Origin of the sequence: Enterobacter sp. GER_MD16_1505_Eko_090, assembly GCF_003331015.1 — a bacterium.
Classification (GTDB): domain Bacteria; phylum Pseudomonadota; class Gammaproteobacteria; order Enterobacterales; family Enterobacteriaceae; genus Enterobacter; species Enterobacter roggenkampii.
Genome location: NZ_PUQF01000001.1, coordinates 18,049 through 35,988, shown reverse-complemented (window position 1 = coordinate 35,988; position 17,940 = coordinate 18,049). Strand labels below are relative to the sequence as shown.

Sequence of the window (17,940 nt, the reverse complement as noted above, 5' to 3'; positions counted from 1 at the left end):
AAGGCGCAGCCGCCACCCGGCAAAAAAACTCAGCGCTTCGCGTTAAGCTCAGCAATATCCTTCGGCGTGGTGCGACAGCAGCCACCAATCAGCTTCGCTCCGGCGTCCAGCCACTGGGGCAGATACCCCGCCAGCGTCTCACACGCTTCGCCGTGGTGGTGCCAGGTTTTGGTCACCGCATCATAATGCTCGCCCGAGTTCGGGTAGACCACCAGCGGCAGCGACGTCAGGCTCTGCAGGTGCTTCAGCGCCGCCGTGGTATTTTCCAGCGCGATGCAGTTAATGCCCAGCGCGACGATATGCGGAGAGTCGGCCAGCACGCTGACCACGTCACGCAGCGGCGTGCCGTCGCTCAGGTGCTCGCTGTCCCGCAGGGTAAAGGAGAACCACGCCCGGGCGCGGGGATACCCGGCCAGAAGGGCCGCCAGCGCCTTAATCTCAATAAAAGACGGCAGCGTTTCGCAGGCCAGCAGGTCAGCGCCCGCGTCCAGCAGCGCTTCCACGCGCGGGCGGTGGAAGGCAGTAAACTCCTCAGCGCTGCGCACGTAATCACCCCGATACTCTGAGCCATCCGCCAGATAGGCACCATACGGCCCAACGGATCCCGCCACCAGCAGCGTGCCCGCATGCGGGTTTTCGGCCAGATACGCTTCACGCGCCTTACGCGCCAGCTCCACGCTTCTGCCAATTAGCGCCCGGGACTGCGCCTCGTCCAGGCCGCGGGCCGCAAAGCCCGCAGGCGTGGCCTGGTAACTGGCGGTGATCGCCACCTGTGCCCCCGCGCGGTAGTAATCAAGGTGCACTTCACGGATAAGCGCCGGGTTTTCCATCAGCACTTTGGCAGACCAGAGGCTGTCTGCCAGGTTGCAGCCGCGCGCTTCCAGCTCCGTCGCCATCGCGCCATCCAGCACCACAAACGGCTGCTTTTCAAGGAGGGCGGTAAGCGGATTATTCTGCGACATGTTCGGGCTCCTGCGATGTCATATTTCGGTTCAGGTAGTAGGCACCATAACACAGGGCGACAAACGGAATCCCGCAATAAAGGGCAATGCGCTGGCTTGGGTCAAACCACAGGCCGACGCAGGCCACCACGCAGAGAATAAACCCGAGTACCGGCACCAGCGGATACCACGGCGCGCGGTACTGCAGCGCAGAGAGCGGCTGGCCGGACTGCAGATGGCGACGACGGAAGACGAAGTGCGACGCACAGATGCTGATCCAGACGGCTACCACCGCAAAGCCAGAAATCGCCGAGAGCGCGACAAATACCGTGTCCGGCGCCACGACGCTTGAGAAGAGCGCCAGCACGCCGCCGAGCATGGACACCGACAGCGCCGTCAGCGGCACGCCGTTTTTGTTCACGCGGGCAAAGCAGCGCGGGAGCGTTTTCTCATTAGAGAGCGACCACAGCATGCGCCCGGAGGCGTACAGCCCGGAGTTCGCCGCCGAAAGGATCGCCGTCAGGATCACGAAGTTAAAAATATCCGCCGCGTAAGGAATACCGACCTTTTCAAACACCAGCACGAACGGGCTCTTTTCCACGCCCGCCTGCTGCATCGGGATCAGCGCCGCCAGCACAAACACGGTGCCGATAAAGAAGATGATCAGGCGCGCAATGGTGGTGCGGATCGCCACCGGGATGACCTTGTGCGGGTTTTCCGTTTCCCCTGCGGCGATACCGATGAGTTCGGTCCCGGAGAAGGCAAAGTTCACCGCCACCATGGTCATCAGGATCGGCAGGCCGCCGTGCGGGAACCAGCCCTCGGCGGTGATGTTGCTTAAGCCCGGCGCGGGTGAACCGTCCTGCATCGGGATAAAGCCAAAGACCGCCGCGCCGCCAAGAATAATAAAGGCGATGATGGTGATGACCTTCACCAGGGAGAACCAGAACTCACCCTCCGCAAAGAAGCGCGTGGAAATGACGTTCAGGCCAAAAATCACCACGCAGAAGATCACGCACCACGCCCAGACGGGCACCTGCGGGAACCAGTACTGCATGCAGAAGCCCGCGGCGGTAAAGCTCGAGCCGAGCGCCACCGTCCAGGTGAGCCAGTAGAGCCACGCCACGGTGTAGCCCGTCGCCGGGCCAAGATAACGCGCGGCATAGACGTGGAACGCGCCGGTTTCCGGCATCGCCACGGAGAGTTCGCCTAGACACTGCATCACCAGCCAGACCACCAGCGCACCTATGAGGTACGCCAGCAGCGTGCCCGCCGCCCCGGTCGTGGAAATGATGTAGCCGGTATTGAAGAATAACCCTGTCCCAATCACGCCACCCAGCGAGAGCATGATCAGGTGGCGTGTTTTCATGGTGCGCTTAAGCTGCCCATTTTCTTGTTGTGTTTGCATATTACCTTCTATACGTATGGACATCTAAACATCCAAAGAAGGTGTGTTATACCGCGATTGTTAATAAAAAGCTAGATGACCAGACGCAAACGGGCGCGCCGCGCGCTGAGTCTGGGGTGGGTTGTGAGGATCACATAGAGAATCGGACGCCAGGCCATAAGCACCTCCGCAAGCAGATACTTACAGCATGGTGCGGGAAAAGTCGATCTTCGGTCAGTCGAAAGTGGTATCCGTAAAGCGCGAAGTCATACCGTAACACTCCCCGTAGGACGGGTAAGGCGCAGCCGCCACCCGGCGCAAGGTTGGTAATTCTCACAATCAGTTCTATAGTCGTCACAGTTTCTTAGTAACCAGGACTGACTGATGCGCTTTAACGGACTGACTAAAGGTTTCTTTATTTTCATTCTCGCCCTTGTGACCTGGGCCTTCTTCGACGTGCTGTCGCCCTACTTCTCCGCGATACTGTGGGCCGCCATTCTGACCGTTATCTTCAATCCGGTAAAAAACAAGCTGCGCGCCGCGCTGGGGGATCGCAACGGGCTGGCCTCGCTGTTGACCATTGGCATTATCTGCCTGATCGTCTTTATTCCGCTGATGGTGATCCTCTCCTCGCTCGCCATTGAGCTGAACGTGGTTTACACCAAACTGCAGGAGAACAATACCCAGTTCCCGGAAGTGGTGGCGAGCATCTTCAACCACCTGCCTGACTGGGCCAGCGGCTTCCTCGCGGATCACAACCTGACCAACGCGGCGCAGATCCAGAAAAAACTCTCCGACGTCGCGCTGCAGGGCGGACAGTATCTGGCGGGCAGCGCGTTCCTGATCGGCAAAGGCACCTTTGGCTTTGCGATTAGCTTCGGCATCATGCTGTATCTGCTGTTCTTCCTGCTGAAAGACGGCCCGTATCTGGTACGCCAGATTCTCGACTCCCTGCCCCTGTCCGATTTTGCCAAGCAGCATCTGTTCGCCAAATTCGTCGGCGTGTCACGCGCCACGGTAAAAGGGACGGCGGCGGTGGCCGTGGTTCAGGGCATCCTCGGCGGGATTGCCTTTGCCATTGCCGGTATCGACGGCAGCGTGCTCTGGGGCGCATTGATGGCCTTCCTCTCGCTGGTGCCCGCCATCGGCTCGGCGATTGTCTGGGTGCCCGCCGCTATCTTCCTGTTCGCCACGCACCAGATCTGGCAGGGGCTGTTTATTGTCGGCTTCTTCGTGATCGTCGTCGGGCTGGTGGATAACATCCTGCGCCCGCTGCTGGTGGGGAAAGACACCAAAATGCCGGACTATCTGATTCTGATCTCAACCCTCGGCGGCATGGAGCTTTACGGCATTAACGGCTTTGTGATTGGGCCGCTCATCGCCGCGCTGTTTATCGCCTGCTGGAACCTCTTCTCCGGACGCGATCACGAAGGCAACGCTGAAGAGCTGGACGCGGATTTCATCGAAGAAGGAAAAAATCCTCCAGATTTGTAAGGACGTGACGATAAAGACCACACCAGGCGGCGCCGTGCCGCCTTTTTTTTCGCCTTAAATCAGACGTTTTCTATAATTTGAAGAACGCCATCCTACTCATGTCGTAAAAGGATCATCTGGTGCGAATCGCGACGATAACAAACTGGGCCTATGGGGCCACGGTCTGCCTGACCATCGCCTCCGGCATCATCATGCTGATGGCGTCCAGTGCGGATACCCTCGAACGTCAGGCCGTTGAACAACGGCAGAAATTTGATCAGCTGACGGAAGATATCGAAACCGATATCTGGGCGCAGTCTGATTTAGCGCGGCTGTACGCCATTAAAAAAGATCCTCAGGTACTCAAGGAATATAACCAGGCAGAAAACAGCCTGAAGCGCATCGAGCTTCGGCTGGAAAAGCTGCAGGATAACGGCGCATCGGATGAGGAACTGGCCCTGCTGCATGAAGGAATAAAGATCGTCGATGAGCTGCAGGACGAGCAGCAAACCGCCCTCGAAAGCCTGGAACGCGGTGAAGACGCCCAGGCCGTAGCCTTGCTCTATGGTCAGCCCTATGAGCAGGAGCTTGAGCGCGCGCAGAATCAGCTCGATCACTTCCGCCAGATACTCGACAAGCGCGTCATCGCCGCCGTTCAGGAGGCGACAAAAAAATCGAAAGCGCTGCGTACCGCCTCTGAGCTGACGGTCGGCCTGACCGCCCTGCTGTTCCTGTTTGTGCTCGGCTTTATATTAAAACGCCGCGTGCTGCGCCCCGTGGTGCGCCTGAGCGACGTGGTGCACCGCCTGGCATCCCAGGATTACGCGGTTGAAACGCCCAATTTCAACCAGATTGATGAGATAGGCGATATGGCTCAGGCCATCAGCATCTTCCGTGAAAACGGCCTGGCGCGGCAGCGTCTGGAAAAAGAGCGCGATGCCGACTGGGCCATCCGCGAGCTGCTGGCGCGCATGACCCAGCGGCTGCAGGGGTGTGAGAACTTTAACGATGTGATTAACGTGGCGGAGCTGTTTGCCCCCAATATCGCGCCGGGGATCGCGGGCCGGCTCTACGTCCTTGACCGCGAGCCGTGGCAGATGCGCTGCGTCGCGCAATGGCTTTCGCCGGTTGGTGAAGAGACGACGTTCCACCCGGACGAGTGCTGGGCCGTGCGTCGCGGGCAGAGTCATCCGCCGGTGAACGGCGAGCCGGATATTGCCTGTTATCATCTTCCGGCATCCCAGGCGGAAAGCGCGCTTTGCGTGCCGCTTATCGCTCAGGGTGAGGCCATTGGCCTGCTCTCCTTCCAGAATATCACGGCGGATAATGCCCCTTCCCGCGCATATCTGGAGCTGATGGCCGAGGCGCTCGGGCTGGCGCTGGCCAACCAGCGTCTGCGCGACGCGTTGCTGGAAAAAGCGTTGTTTGACCCGCTCACCGGCCTGCGTAATCGTCATCATCTGGAAGATACCCTGCAAACCCAAACGGCACAGGCGATACGCACTGGCGTGCCGTTAAGCTGCATGATGATTGATATCGACCACTTCAAGAGCATTAATGACCGTTTCGGCCATGAAGCGGGCGATCTGGTGATCAAAAGCGTGGCGTCAATTGTTCAGCGCGCCGCACATGACAACGGGCTGGCATTCCGCTACGGCGGCGAGGAGTTTCTGGTGCTGCTTTCCGGTGCCGATGAAGCAGAAGCGTACGCCTGCGCGCAGAAGATTTACACCGGCGTGCATGAGCTGTCGCTTCGCTACGGGCTGACCGAGATTGGGCCGGTGGACGTGTCGATTGGCATTGCCAGCTACCCACAACATGCCCAGACCGACAACCTGCTGCGCGCTGCGGATGTGGCGCTATACCGGGCAAAAGAGCTGGGACGCGCGCGGATTGTGAGTTTTGGGATGCTGGAGGCGGGCTGACGCTGATTCTCGCGCCCTGACTTTCCCCCGGTTCAGGCGCGCGTGATAGCCCAGAGCACGACAATCCCCAGGGCATTGCTCCGCTTTTCCACATACAGGGTGGTATCGGAATAAACGTTACCCTGCGGGTTACAGATGCGGATCTCCTTCTTTAATTCCGGCTCGTAGACTTCCGCACCCGAGCAGGTGTGGCGGGTACTGGACTCATACCGGTAAGGTTTGCTCCAGGCCGAATAGTCCCCCTCCAGCAGCCAGGCCGTTGTAAAGACCGCGAACATGGCAACCGGCAGGCTGCAAATAAAGAAGCCGAGGTAGATTTTGACCGCGTCAGCAAGGCGCTTACCTTTCAGTCTCCCCTTTCTGATGAAATAGACCATCGGCACCAGCGCCAGCAGCAACGCCCCACAGGCAAGGTACTGCTCCCCGCGGATCGAAAGGTATGTCACGCGGTAAATGTTGACTGACCAGACCACAAAAGCCGATATCAGTGCTATCCCGCCCGCGATGAGAGGGATCCAAAAGGAAAAACGCGCTTTTTTCATGGTGGACTCGTCCTTGTCATTCTTGTCGGGTCAGAAGGTCAATCATTGCCCGGGTGGCTGCTGTGTATGACCGGATACCTAGGTGACAGATCAGACCGGGAACATAGGTAACACTTTTAGTCTATCCGGAGCACACTCTGGGTTTTTCGGTCGTCGTACGCAAGCGTTATTCCATTAAAGATGATGGCCTCAAGGCCAGACACGCCAGCAATCCGTCCGAACGGAGACCTGGTATTTACCTCGAGTCGCCTCAATGACCACTTCGCGGGAGCCGTTAAACCCGGAGAAGAACGCTATGATTTGTGGCGCTTGCGTCTCGATGCTTCAAAGGATTAGTCGCGCGTCACCTCAGTAATCAATATCGACAAGCCATTCATGTCATGACTTTTTTTAGCCATCTCACGGTATTTGGTTGGGGAGAGTCCATATTGGTTTGAGAACGCTCTGCTGAAGGTGGACGGCTCTTCATAGCCTAGCATTGTAAATATATCTGAAACAGAGAGCTGCGTATGTCTGAGCATATGCGCGGCTTTTTCAAGTTTCCGGCTGCGGATATAGAGACCTATACTTATGCCACACTCCTGGCGAAAGTTTCGTTGAATATAAGCCAATGAATAACCGGATTTTCGCGCCACATCCAGAACGGTAATAGGTCTGTATAAATTCGAGTCAATCCAGTGAGTCAGGGACTTAATTACAGTTTCACGATCTTTTAAAAGAGTAAACTTTATACACATAAGTATCCACGAAATTTTATTTACAAGAAGTCCGCTGGCAATGTCATCCAATGACAATTGAAAATAATATTTCCAAAAAGAAAAAATCACCCTAATAATAGGGTGAGAGAATGCTTACTGTATTTTAGTGAGATGTCGTTGCAACATCTTCATTTTGTTCAGGACCATACAACTTCATAAACGCATTAACGGAGGCCTGCGCTTTCATGACAATTTCACTTTCGTCCGGCTGATCCTTTCGTGCTTTTAAAAGCAAGGGTTCAAGGATACCGGCCTGGAGAAGAGAGCGAAAATACTCAGCGGCCAGCACTGGGTCATCTTTTCTTAAAATATTTTGATTCATTAAATCGGTGAAAAGCGCCGATACGTTTGAACGTAGTTTTTGCATTCGTTCATAATACAACTCTCCAATTCCCGACCTTCCGGCTTCGGAAATCATTAATCTTTGCAAGTCCACAATATCCGGTGAACAAATATAGCGTAAAAAGGCAACGGCAAATTGCTCGATGACCAGCTGTGGTGATTTTCTGAAAAGGCGCACCTGCCCTGCAGTTTCAATAGTCATGCTCTTAATATACTGTTCTGTTTCAGAAGACATGCATTCTACAAAAAGCTCTTCTTTCGAAGAAAAGTGACTGTAAATTGTCGATTTTGAGCCACCCACAATCGCGTTGATCTCAGAGATAGACGTAGCATCAAATCCTTTTTGTCGAAACAGCCCGGATGCAACGTCCAGAATCTGTTGCCGTTTAAGCGCTCTTTTATCCATATGTTTCCTCGGTAGTTTAGGTATTTGGCCGCTCGCCAACACTTTTTGTTATCTGATTTCGGAATCACGTCTGTGAGTAGGGTTCGTAATCGTACCGACGAGTACATTTTTATTTGACGGCGTTCAGAAGTCAAGATATAAATCGTACCGTACTGTACGGTACTGCATTTGGACTACTTGATGAACAGCATGATGAGCGTACTGATGAAAGGTTTTCAGGAGGCACTCCCGAGGTGTCGTATTTCCGGTTCAACCCGGTCCAGGATAGTGATGGGCTGTGTTGTCTTTTCCGCCATCAGCCTGAGCGGATGCGCCATGATCCCCGATCTCGGCACCCCACCGCCTATGAAGACGGTCACACAACTTAAAAGCGATCAGAGTTTCCCACATCAGAACGGCCAGTGGCCGAAAGATGACTGGTGGAAAAAATACGGTGATGAGCAGCTCAACGGACTGATTGATGACGCGCTCAAAAATTCCCCTACGCTTAACATCGCCGACGCTCGCGTGAAGCAAGCGCAGGCGATGACCCAAAGCGCGAGCGGATCGCTTTTCCCCGAGGTCACCGCTAACGCCAGCTTTATGCGGGACAAAATGAGTTACAACTATGTGACGCCTGAAAGCGCAACACCCCAAAACTGGAACAGCTATGGGCGCACCACGCTGGATATGAGCTGGGAAATTGATTTCTGGGGTAAAAACCGCGCTGCGCTCGCGGCTGCAACGTCAGGTGAAATGGCGGCAGTCGCGGAAAAAGCGCAAACAAGACTGGTGCTGTCTTCGTCTGTTGTTACCGTTTACGCGGAGCTGGCGCATTTATACACCGTTCGCGAAACGCTTAACGATACCCTGACGATACGAACCAGTACGCTTGCGTTGTTCCAGCAACGGCATGACGCGGGGCTTGAAGATTTATCCAGCCTTCAACAGGTTGAGACGCGTCAACTCAACGCAAAAGCAAACCTGGTGGCAATAGATGAAGCGATTGCGATCAAAAAACATGCCCTCGCCGCATTGATCGGTGACGGGCCTGACAGGGCGCTGGCCATAACCGCGCCTAAGGCAACGCTTTTAGCGCATGAGGACCTTCCTCCCAATATTGCGTTGGATCTGATTGGTCGCCGTCCCGATATTGTCGCGGCACGTTTACGCGCAGAGGCGGCAGCAGAGAAAATCAAACAGAAAAAAGCCGGTTTTTACCCGAGCGTTAATCTGGTTGCCTTTGCCGGATTCCAGTCATTGGGTATTAACAACCTTACCCGAAGTGGCTCAGCAATTGGCAGCTTTGGCCCGGCAATATCGTTGCCCATATTTAATACGCAACAGCTACAGGGTGATTTGAAATACGCCAGCGGTGAATATGACATTGCGGTGAATGTATATAACGACACGTTAACGAATGCACTTCGTGAAGTGAGCGATGCGCTCACCAGCAGAGCCTCTCTTAAAGACGAGATGCTGTATTCTCAGGCGGCAGTCGCGTCAGCAGAAAAAGCGTATTCGCTCACCAGACAAAGGTATGAAGGAAAAGTTGCTGATTATCTTGATGTCTTATCCTCGGAAGACGAGCTGGTCGCTGCCCGCAGAAAATTAGCCGACGTTAATTCTCGTGCCTTTACGATTGACGTCGCATTAGCGCGCGCTTTAGGCGGCGGATATACCTCGAGCAAACAGTGATTATTTAACACCAGGTTAATAACTAAATAGTGGAAAGAAAGGAAATAAAATGAGTCATTCTGCAGCGATTGAAAATCAAAATATTGAATCATCCGATATCAAAAAGAAAAAGAGAAAACGTTTGTTCTCCTGTCTTGCAGTGAGTATTGCGCTTGCTGGTGCAGGCTCTTTTGCCTGGTGGGAATTCGTCGGTTCCCGGTATGTTGAAACCGATAACGCCTATACCGATGTCGAATCAGCCCAACTCTCTTCTGCCGTTACCGGTACGGTAAGCGCCATCCTGGTCACGGATTCCCAGGTGGTAAAAAAAGGCGATATTCTGATCCAGCTGGATCCCACCGACGCGCAGCTAGCCCTTAATCAGGCGGAAGCAGACCTGAACCTGTCCATTCGGCGAGTAAATGGATATAAGGCCACTGATACAAAGCTCGGCGCAGAAGTTGTGGCTAATGAAAAAGAGCAAAAACGCCTGCTGGCCCAGGTTGATGCCGCAAACGCTGACTTCCAGCGCGCGACGGTTGACCTCAAACGACGCGAGGCGCTCATGCAGACAGGCGCGATTTCAGGCGATGAGCTGACGCGCATTCAAAACGTTTATGCTTCCGCTCTGGCAAACCTGAATGCCGCTAAAGCCGCCGTGGCGCAAGCAGATGCTGCAAAACAGGCGGCGGTGGGTGCAAGACAAGCGAATGCCGTTCTGATTGAGAACGCAGATACCGAGACCAACCCTGAAGTTGTCCTTGCCAGAGCGAAGCGCGATCAGGCCAGACTGGATCTGGAAAGAACCGTAATCCGTTCGCCAGTCGATGGCGTAGTTGCTCGTCGCCAGGTCGAGCTTGGGCAACGTGTACAACCTTCCACACCGTTATTGTCCGTGGTGCCAGTACAGCAAATTCACGTCAATGCCAACTTCAAGGAGGTTCAACTCCAGCATGTGAAAGTGGGACAGAAAGTGGAGCTGGTAAGCGATCTGTATGGCGATAACGTGATTTTCCATGGAACGGTAGAAGGCTTTGATGGCGGAACCGGCGCAGCGTTTTCAGTTATTCCTGCTCAGAACGCAACGGGTAACTGGATTAAGGTTGTTCAGCGTTTACCCGTACGCATCAAACTCAATGCTGACGAGCTTGCAGCACATCCGCTGCGGGTTGGGCTGTCCATGAAAGCGACAGTTAATTTAAAAAGTGAATAACGGAAACCGGGCTATGTCTACATTCGTTATCGATAACCAGCCTCCTTCGCTGAAGGGCGGTATGTTATGGGTGGGTGCCCTGGTTCTTGCAATGGCGAACTTTTTAGCCGTGCTCAATATGACCATTGCAAACGTCACTCAACCCAATATGGCTGGTGCCCTGGGCGCAGGCACCAGCCAGGGTACCTGGATCATCACGGCCTATGCCGTTGCTGAAGCCATTACGGTACCGCTTTCAGGATGGTTAACCACACGGTTTGGCGGCGTGCGCGTTTTCTCCATTTCCGTGTTCATGTTCGGTATTTTTTCATTGCTTTGTGGCCTTTCCACTTCGCTGGGAATGCTGCTGCTGATGCGAGTTTTTCAGGGCATGGCAGGAGGCCCCCTGATGGCCTTATCACAAACGTTACTGCTGCGTATTTTCCCGAAAGAAAAATCCATGCAGGCGACGGGACTATGGGCGATGACAACATTGCTCGCGCCCGTGATAGGCCCGGTTCTCGGTGGATGGATTTGCGATCATTACAGCTGGTCGTGGGTGTTTATCATCAACGTTCCAATGGCCATCGCTTTTTCAGTCGTGGCGTGGTCAGTATTGAAAATCTTCGAAGATGAGCTGGTTAATAACGCTATTGATATCGTTGGGTTTGTTTTACTGGTTATCTGGGTTGGCGCACTGCAAATCATGCTGGATGAAGGGAAAGACCTTGACTGGTTTGCCTCAGAAGAAATATGGGTTCTGGCGATTGTGGCCTGCATAGGTTTTTTGAGTTTCTGTATCTGGGAACTGACCGCTGACCATCCGATTGTCGATATCAGCGTGTTTCGCCATCGCGGTTTCTCGGCCAGCATGTTTGTGCTCGCGCTTGCGTTTGGGTGTTTTTTTGGTCTGAATGTCCTGACGCCTTTGTGGTTACAATATAACTTAGGGTATACAACAACATGGGCCGGGATTGTGGTGGCCTGGGGTGGCCTTCTGCAGGTGGTCTTTTCTCCGGTTGCCGCTAACCTTTCCAACAGAATCGATCCGCGCATTCTTATCTTCTTTGGCTGCGCCTGGCTCGGTCTCGATACCTTCTGGCGCGCCTATGCGACGACCGATATGGACTACTGGTCCATCTGTGTCCCCTTGTTATTCATGGGGGTGGGAATGCCGTTGTACTATGTCCCGATTACGGGCCTTGCAATGGGCTCGGTAGATGAAGCGGAAATGCCCTCGGCAGCCGGGTTAATGAACTTTGTTCGAACGTTATCAGGCGCGTTTGCCACATCGCTGGTGACGACGTCATGGCAAGACCAGCGCTATATTGCGCATGACAAGCTGGCGTCCGTCGTTGACCCGACAGGCGATCTTTCACAGTACATCAACTCGGCGCCTCAGCAAGGTGGGCAGTTTGTTAGGGAGCTTTTTGACAAGATGGTTAACAGCCAAAGCATGATGCTTTCTACCAATAATCTGATGATGTCGATAGGCGTCATATTCTTTATCGCTGCTTTTGCTATTGCTTTAGCACCGAAACCCTCTCGCGTTGTTGATGCCGCATCTGTAGGACATTAATCGTTATTCAGCACAGGGATGTGGGCGTCAAATAAAAGAGAAAATTTGATGGATGAAAAACCAGGACTTTCTGTACAGAAAAAGCGGTGCTTAATATCAGAAATATATTTTTCAATATATAAAAAAGTGGACGCTTCCCAGTGGAAGAAGCGTCCTAAATCAGGCAATTATTCAGACACAGATTGAAACCGTTGACTGACGATCTCATCGATAATATCGCATACTCCCTTCTGTTCATTATTTACATTTTCTGCCATCGCCTACCTGTTTCGCCACTCTTTATCGCTGGGTCACCGACTCGGTCACAACTTCCGCCACAATGAGTAACCCGGTCTTTTTTGCAGCGGAAAGGTTTAAACTTTTCGTGATATTCTTTCTTTACGCCCCTTAGTTCCTATACTCGAGCCATATTCGCCACCGTATTAACACCTGTCACGCGCAATACGTTGCGCATGGCAGGTGAAGATATTTTGTTCTGGAAAAACGTCTATGTCGAAACTGGATTTGAGGTCCAAAAACACCTGGGGCGCGCTGGCAGCGATCGCCGTTGTCGCCGGAACGCTGGCATCTGCTTTTGCATGGACGGCGGGCTGGCTTGGTTCACGCACGGTCAGCCAGGCACTGGTAGGGGAAACACCGAAACCCTTCCCGCCGGGTTTTCGCCGCGCGCATGGAAAAGGCATCTGCTTTGCCGGAACCTTTACGCCAAACGGCTCGGCGGATTCCCTTTCAACCTCCCGCCTCTTCTCGCAGCAGGAAGTGCCCGTGGTGGGCCGATTTTCTATTGGTACTGGCGATCCGCATGCCCCGGATAGTACGACCAAAACCCTGAGCATGGCGCTACTGCTAAAGACAGATGACAAGCAACAATGGCGGATGGCGATGAACAACGAGCCTTTCTTCGCCACGCACAGCCCGGAAGGTTTTCTGGCCTTGCGAAAAGCCACTGCTGTTGATGCAGCCACCGGAAAACCGGATCCGCAGCGTCTCAAAGACTTTTTAAAAGCGTACCCGGAGGCGGAGAAATACCTTAAATGGGCGGCACAAAAACCCGCCCCCGGCAGCTTCGCGGGCGCAACCTTTTACAGCATTAACGCCTTTTACCTTGTGAACGCGCAGGGGGAACGTCAAGCCGTTCGCTGGATGATGCGTCCGCACGAGCCTTTCCTGTCGATAAGCGATGAGCAACGACAAAAAGCCGATGACAACTTCCTGTTCGAAAACCTGCGTCAGCGCCTGGCGCAGAAGCCACTCTACTGGGATTACGTTTTGCAGCTCGCACAGCCGGGCGATCCGGTGGATGACCCTTCCCAGCCATGGCCGGACGATCGCAAAAAGAGGGTGGCCGGTACGCTGGAAGTGACGCGCGTCGAAGCACAATCCACAGGCGCGTGCCGCGACGTTAACTTTGACCCTTCTGTCGTTCCTGCAGGCGTTGCGGTGTCTGACGATCCCATCTTAAACGCCCGTTCCGCTGCCTACTCCCACTCTTTCAGCCGCCGTGAGCGGGAAATCGGCTACGGCAAGGCCACCGAAGCCGTGCAAAAGCAGGAGGTAAAATGAGCCCAAATAAAGATAGGCGAGAGCACGCGCCGCAGCATTTCAATACCCTGGCGCGGAGCCTGCACTGGCTGATGGCGGTGATGATCCTGGCCATGCTGTTCATCGGTGCCGCGATGATGACGTCGTTACATCACCGGATTTGGTTAATCGATCTGCACCGGCCGCTGGGTATCGCCATTTTACTGCTGGCACTGGTGCGTCTGGTCAACCGACTTCTGAGCCGGACGCCCCCACTTCCTGCCGATTTGCCCGTCTGGCAGGTGCTTGCCGCAAAGGCATCACACTGGATGCTGTATGGGTTAATGCTGGCAATGCCGCTGCTGGGCTGGGCGCAGCTGTCGGCAGCGGGCCTGCCGATTGTGATGTTTGATGGCGTCAACCTGCCGGCGATTGTCCCGACCAGTCCAGCACTGTATGCCTGGTGTCACGACGCCCACAGCCTTCTGGCAAAATTGCTTTTTGCCGTGGTGCTGGTCCATCTCTCTGCCGCACTGATTCACGCGTGGATCTACCGGGACGCAGTGTTTGCCAGCATAGCGAAAGGGGCAAGTCGGCGTAAGCCATCCGGGAGGACCTGAAGTAAGGCAAGTGGTAGGGGACACGCACAGTCGAAATGTTCGTGTCCTCGCTTGTCATCATCCTGAAACAACGGACACAACCGGAGCACGTATTTGGTCTCCAGATTCGCGCGTCAATACGCCACGAACACCCCACAATTGTCTTAGAAGATAATATCCCTCAATTAAAGCGATTATTTTTTAATCAACAGAGCATTTATGCCCGCAATTTTAGCTTTTATCAAAAAGTTAAGTGTCGCTTGAGTATCAAATACTCTGTCACCTACACCATCTAACTCATTGATTTAATTGATATCACATCAATAAAAACGATAAAACCCCTGACTTCCCAACAAAATATATCAACTCGTGTGATATCTAAATTATAATTCTTATACTTCTGTTAAAAGGTGGAGGTCAAAATGCGATTAACCCTACTGCTGTTATGCTGTCTGGTACAGAGTGTAACCTGGGCTGGCGACCTGCCAAAACCAGTTGGTAAACCCATTTTAACGATTTCCGGTAATATAGAAAATACCAATGAAAATGGAAAAGCAGTGTTTGATCTCGCCAGCCTTGAAAAACTTGGTGTCGTGAGTTTCGAGACAACCTCCCCCTGGTATAACGGTCGTACGAAGTTTGAGGGTGTGCCAATGAGCAAGCTCATGGATTATGTGGGTGCAAAAGGTACGAACGTGAATGTTATTGCGCTTAATGATTACTCAACCATCATCCCTCTCAGCGACTTTAAAAAATACAACGCCATCCTTGCCTTAAAGGTCAATGGCGAATATATGCGCATCCGCGATAAAGGCCCATCGTTCATTGTATACCCCTATGACAGTCTTCCTGAGTTGAATAATCAGATTTATTACTCACGATCAGCATGGCAGGTAAGCAAAATGAAGATTGAGTAGTCGTTCAGGAGAACATAATGAACAGGATACTGGTTGGTATCATTTTTTCTCTTTTTATCACGACAGGATATATTGCATACCTTGTTTATGATCGTCAGCAAGAATTGCAAAAACTGACTCAATACACTGAGTCCTGGTCCGTGGCACAACTGGTATCAGAGTATTACCGTTTTGAATCATGGCTTGGTCTATACGCAACCGATACCGATGACGTTACGATAGACCAGGTCCGCATGCGTCTCGAAATTATGCTCAGTCAGGGCGATTTAATGAAGGGGGGCGATTTAGGTCGCTACATTGACAGCGATAAAACGCATCAGGAACTCGCTTTACGCTTAGAAAACATACTGGCCTATCTGGATAGCCATCTTGAAAATATGAGCCACCCGGCGTTAAAAGCATACCTGACAAATATGCATGAACTCGATGCACCGCTAAGCCAGCTTTCTGCCACGGCATTAACAAAAGATATTAACACAGTTAACGAATCCAATAAAAAAATACAGATACTGTATTATATCTACTCGGCACTTTCATTGCTCCTGGTGATTTTAAGCTTTATTCTCGGCTTCTTAATGATCTACCAGAATAAAAACATTCTGAAAGCACACATGCAGGTTAAGAGCCTGGCTGACGAGCTTCAAATATCAAAAGAAAAGCTGCAAATTCAGAACTCGAAGCTGGAGTATGATGTTTATCATGACTCCCTCACCGGCATGAAAAACCGCCTTTTCTTCTGGGACGATCTCAACAAAATTAATCTTCAGGCAGATAAAAACCACGACCCCGTCACGGTGATGTTATTTGATTTAGACCGTTTCAAAGAGGTCAACGATACCTATGGCCATGATACGGGAGATTTGCTGCTGAATCAGGTATCCCGACGGCTGACCTCGATGAGCAGCGCAACGGATACGTTTTACCGTTTGGGCGGCGATGAATTCGCCCTTCTCTCCAGCGGACTCACGGAAACCGCCGCCGTTTCGCGCGCCAAAGAAATCAGCGATCATATCAGCCAGCCCTATACGATTAATAACCAGCTGATAAAAATTGCCACCTGCGTGGGTATCGTTTTATCTGATAATGAACGACGCTCTGATTATCTATACAAATTTGCCGATCTGGCCCTTTACGAAGCGAAAAAAGAAGGTTCGCAGCAGATCAAAGTCTTCCGTCAGTGGATGCTGCAAAGACTGCAGGAAAGCAGAACCCTTGAACATGATATGGCTCTGGCGATCGATCACAATGAATTCGTTGTCTATTACCAGCCTATTGTCGATTCATTCAGCAATGAAATTTATGGCTATGAAGCGCTTATTCGCTGGATACACCCGGTGAAAGGGATACTCGCGCCAGATTATTTTATTTCCGTCGCTGAAAAAACGGGAATGATCAATGAGATCGGCAAGTCGGTGCTTGAGATGGCCTGCCGGGAAGCGGTGTCCTGGGCGGTGCCGGCCAGGATCTCGGTGAACGTCTCCCCCGTTCAGCTAGGCACGAAATCGTTTACCGCGATGGTGCAGTCCATCCTGAAAGAGACAGGGCTACCGGCCAGCCGACTTGAGCTAGAGGTAACAGAGTCTTCGCTCTTCAGTGACAGCAACATGCCGATCACTATTCTCAAAAAGCTCCGGGCACTGGGTGTCAAAATTTCCATCGATGATTTCGGAACGGGATATTCCTCGCTCTCACGACTGAGTGAACTGAATTTTGATAAAATTAAAATAGATAAATCTTTTGTGAATCCGATATCCACGCAGGATGATGCCCTTAATATTGTTAAATTGATTACCGGCATGGCGAAGAGCCTCAACATGCGGGTCATTGCAGAGGGTGTTGAAACCGAAGCGCAGCTTGAACGGCTTCAGGCGCTTGGCTGCGATCTCGTGCAGGGATACCTGTTCGGAAAGCTACAGGCTGAGATTGACAGGAAGATTAGATACGGTTGAAATGGTTGTCCGGTTGTTTCTGGCCCAAAATCACGTAGACGGTTGATAATCAAAGGTTAAACAATGAAAAAAACAGCCCCGGAGTATACGCCTGTTGATTTATCTCGTTGGCCAAGGAAGGAGCATTTTGAAGTCTTCCAGTCATTTGCTGAATGCACAATTAACCAAACCGTTCTGATCGACATTACCGCGCTGCGAAAACATATCAAAGCGGTGGGCTGGAAGTTTTACCCGACGATCATTTTTCTCCTGTCTAACATCATGAACCGGCATCCTGAGTTCCGTATGGCCATGAAGGACAATGAGCTTGTCATATGGAATGAAGTTCATCCCAGCTACACTATTTTCCACCCCGAAACGGAGACCTTTTCGTCACTGTGGAGCCACTATGACGGCAATATTCATCACTTCCAGAATACGTATGCAGAAGATACGGCCCGCTATGGAAATAGTCTTTCCTACTGGCCTAAGGAAGAGTCCCGGGAAAACGTCTTTTTCGTGTCGTCTATTCCGTGGGTAACGTTTACCAACTTTAATATGAACATTGCGCACATGAAGAACTTCTTTTCGCCTATGTTCACGTTTGGAAAATACTACGAGCAGGATGGAAAAGTGCTGCTGCCGCTCGCGGTGCAGGTGCATCATTCGGTGTGTGATGGCTTCCATGTGGCAAGGATGTTTAATGAGTTGCAGGAGATGTGTGATGGTTTGTCGGCGTTGTCAGAGGAGAGGAATGGCTGAAGTGCCTTAAAT

Annotated in this window: 15 protein-coding genes and 1 pseudogene; 11 read left to right on the top strand and 5 right to left on the bottom strand. The window is 52.4% G+C overall.

What is annotated here, in order from left to right; all coding sequences use genetic code 11:
- Positions 1-29 precede the first annotated feature (29 nt).
- On the bottom strand, positions 30-962 hold the full coding sequence (mmuM, locus tag C6A40_RS00165; protein WP_045335376.1) for a homocysteine S-methyltransferase: 933 nt from the start codon (positions 960-962) through the stop codon (positions 30-32).
- Positions 949-2,349, bottom strand: a complete 1,401-nt coding sequence (gene mmuP / locus C6A40_RS00160) for an S-methylmethionine permease (protein ID WP_045335375.1) — start codon at positions 2,347-2,349, stop codon at positions 949-951. Before mmuP ends, mmuM begins: the two co-directional genes overlap by 14 nt.
- Positions 2,350-2,712: 363 nt before the next feature.
- On the opposite strand from mmuP, the gene C6A40_RS00155 reads away from it, so the two are divergent.
- Together C6A40_RS00155 and C6A40_RS00150 are read left to right on the top strand one after the other, a co-directional pair.
- Positions 2,713-3,822 carry an AI-2E family transporter gene (locus tag C6A40_RS00155; RefSeq protein WP_008503245.1) on the top strand — a complete coding sequence of 370 codons (1,110 nt, stop codon included), beginning with the start codon at positions 2,713-2,715 and terminating at the stop codon, positions 3,820-3,822.
- 119 nt (positions 3,823-3,941) lie between these two features.
- Positions 3,942-5,726: a diguanylate cyclase gene (locus tag C6A40_RS00150; RefSeq protein WP_023293190.1), complete on the top strand. Its 1,785-nt coding sequence runs from the start codon at positions 3,942-3,944 to the stop codon at positions 5,724-5,726.
- A 32-nt stretch (positions 5,727-5,758) separates the two neighbouring features.
- Here the strand turns inward: C6A40_RS00150 and C6A40_RS00145 are convergent, their stop codons facing one another.
- A complete protein-coding gene (locus tag C6A40_RS00145; protein WP_025912602.1) occupies positions 5,759-6,268 on the bottom strand; it encodes a hypothetical protein in 510 nt (169 codons plus the stop codon).
- 195 nt (positions 6,269-6,463) lie between these two features.
- On the opposite strand from C6A40_RS00145, the pseudogene C6A40_RS25565 reads away from it, so the two are divergent.
- Positions 6,464-6,604, top strand: a pseudogene (locus tag C6A40_RS25565) (L-dopachrome tautomerase-related protein); the annotation flags it as partial.
- Here C6A40_RS25565 and C6A40_RS00140 read toward each other — a convergent pair.
- Positions 6,601-7,005 carry a helix-turn-helix domain-containing protein gene (locus C6A40_RS00140; RefSeq protein WP_023326759.1) on the bottom strand — a complete coding sequence of 135 codons (405 nt, stop codon included), beginning with the start codon at positions 7,003-7,005 and terminating at the stop codon, positions 6,601-6,603. The pseudogene C6A40_RS25565 and the gene C6A40_RS00140 sit on opposite strands and share 4 nt — an antisense overlap.
- A 124-nt stretch (positions 7,006-7,129) precedes the next feature.
- Positions 7,130-7,774 carry a TetR/AcrR family transcriptional regulator gene (locus tag C6A40_RS00135; protein ID WP_039023708.1) on the bottom strand — a complete coding sequence of 215 codons (645 nt, stop codon included), beginning with the start codon at positions 7,772-7,774 and terminating at the stop codon, positions 7,130-7,132.
- A gap of 189 nt (positions 7,775-7,963) precedes the next feature.
- Here C6A40_RS00135 and C6A40_RS00130 point away from each other — a divergent pair, with 189 nt between their 5' ends.
- The 8 genes from C6A40_RS00130 (at position 7,964) to catA (ending at position 17,928) form a co-directional block, all read left to right on the top strand.
- Entirely contained in the window at positions 7,964-9,451 is a 1,488-nt protein-coding gene (locus C6A40_RS00130) for an efflux transporter outer membrane subunit (protein WP_157930008.1), read from the top strand.
- 49 nt (positions 9,452-9,500) lie between these two features.
- Positions 9,501-10,643 carry an HlyD family secretion protein gene (locus tag C6A40_RS00125; RefSeq protein WP_045335374.1) on the top strand — a complete coding sequence of 381 codons (1,143 nt, stop codon included), beginning with the start codon at positions 9,501-9,503 and terminating at the stop codon, positions 10,641-10,643.
- Between the two features lie 13 nt (positions 10,644-10,656).
- Positions 10,657-12,201, top strand: a complete 1,545-nt coding sequence (locus C6A40_RS00120) for a DHA2 family efflux MFS transporter permease subunit (RefSeq protein WP_044597112.1) — start codon at positions 10,657-10,659, stop codon at positions 12,199-12,201.
- Between the two features lie 489 nt (positions 12,202-12,690).
- Complete coding sequence (locus C6A40_RS00115; RefSeq protein ID WP_045335373.1) at positions 12,691-13,764, top strand: catalase family peroxidase; 1,074 nt, start codon at positions 12,691-12,693, stop codon at positions 13,762-13,764.
- A complete protein-coding gene (locus tag C6A40_RS00110; RefSeq protein ID WP_045335372.1) occupies positions 13,761-14,342 on the top strand; it encodes a cytochrome b in 582 nt (193 codons plus the stop codon). Before C6A40_RS00115 ends, C6A40_RS00110 begins: the two co-directional genes overlap by 4 nt.
- A 401-nt stretch (positions 14,343-14,743) precedes the next feature.
- Positions 14,744-15,238, top strand: a complete 495-nt coding sequence (locus C6A40_RS00100; protein WP_008503255.1) for a molybdopterin-dependent oxidoreductase — start codon at positions 14,744-14,746, stop codon at positions 15,236-15,238.
- Between the two features lie 17 nt (positions 15,239-15,255).
- Entirely contained in the window at positions 15,256-17,187 is a 1,932-nt protein-coding gene (locus tag C6A40_RS00095; protein WP_114191214.1) for a putative bifunctional diguanylate cyclase/phosphodiesterase, read from the top strand.
- A 63-nt stretch (positions 17,188-17,250) separates the two neighbouring features.
- Positions 17,251-17,928: a type A chloramphenicol O-acetyltransferase gene (gene catA, locus C6A40_RS00090; protein ID WP_045335369.1), complete on the top strand. Its 678-nt coding sequence runs from the start codon at positions 17,251-17,253 to the stop codon at positions 17,926-17,928.
- Positions 17,929-17,940 lie beyond the last annotated feature (12 nt).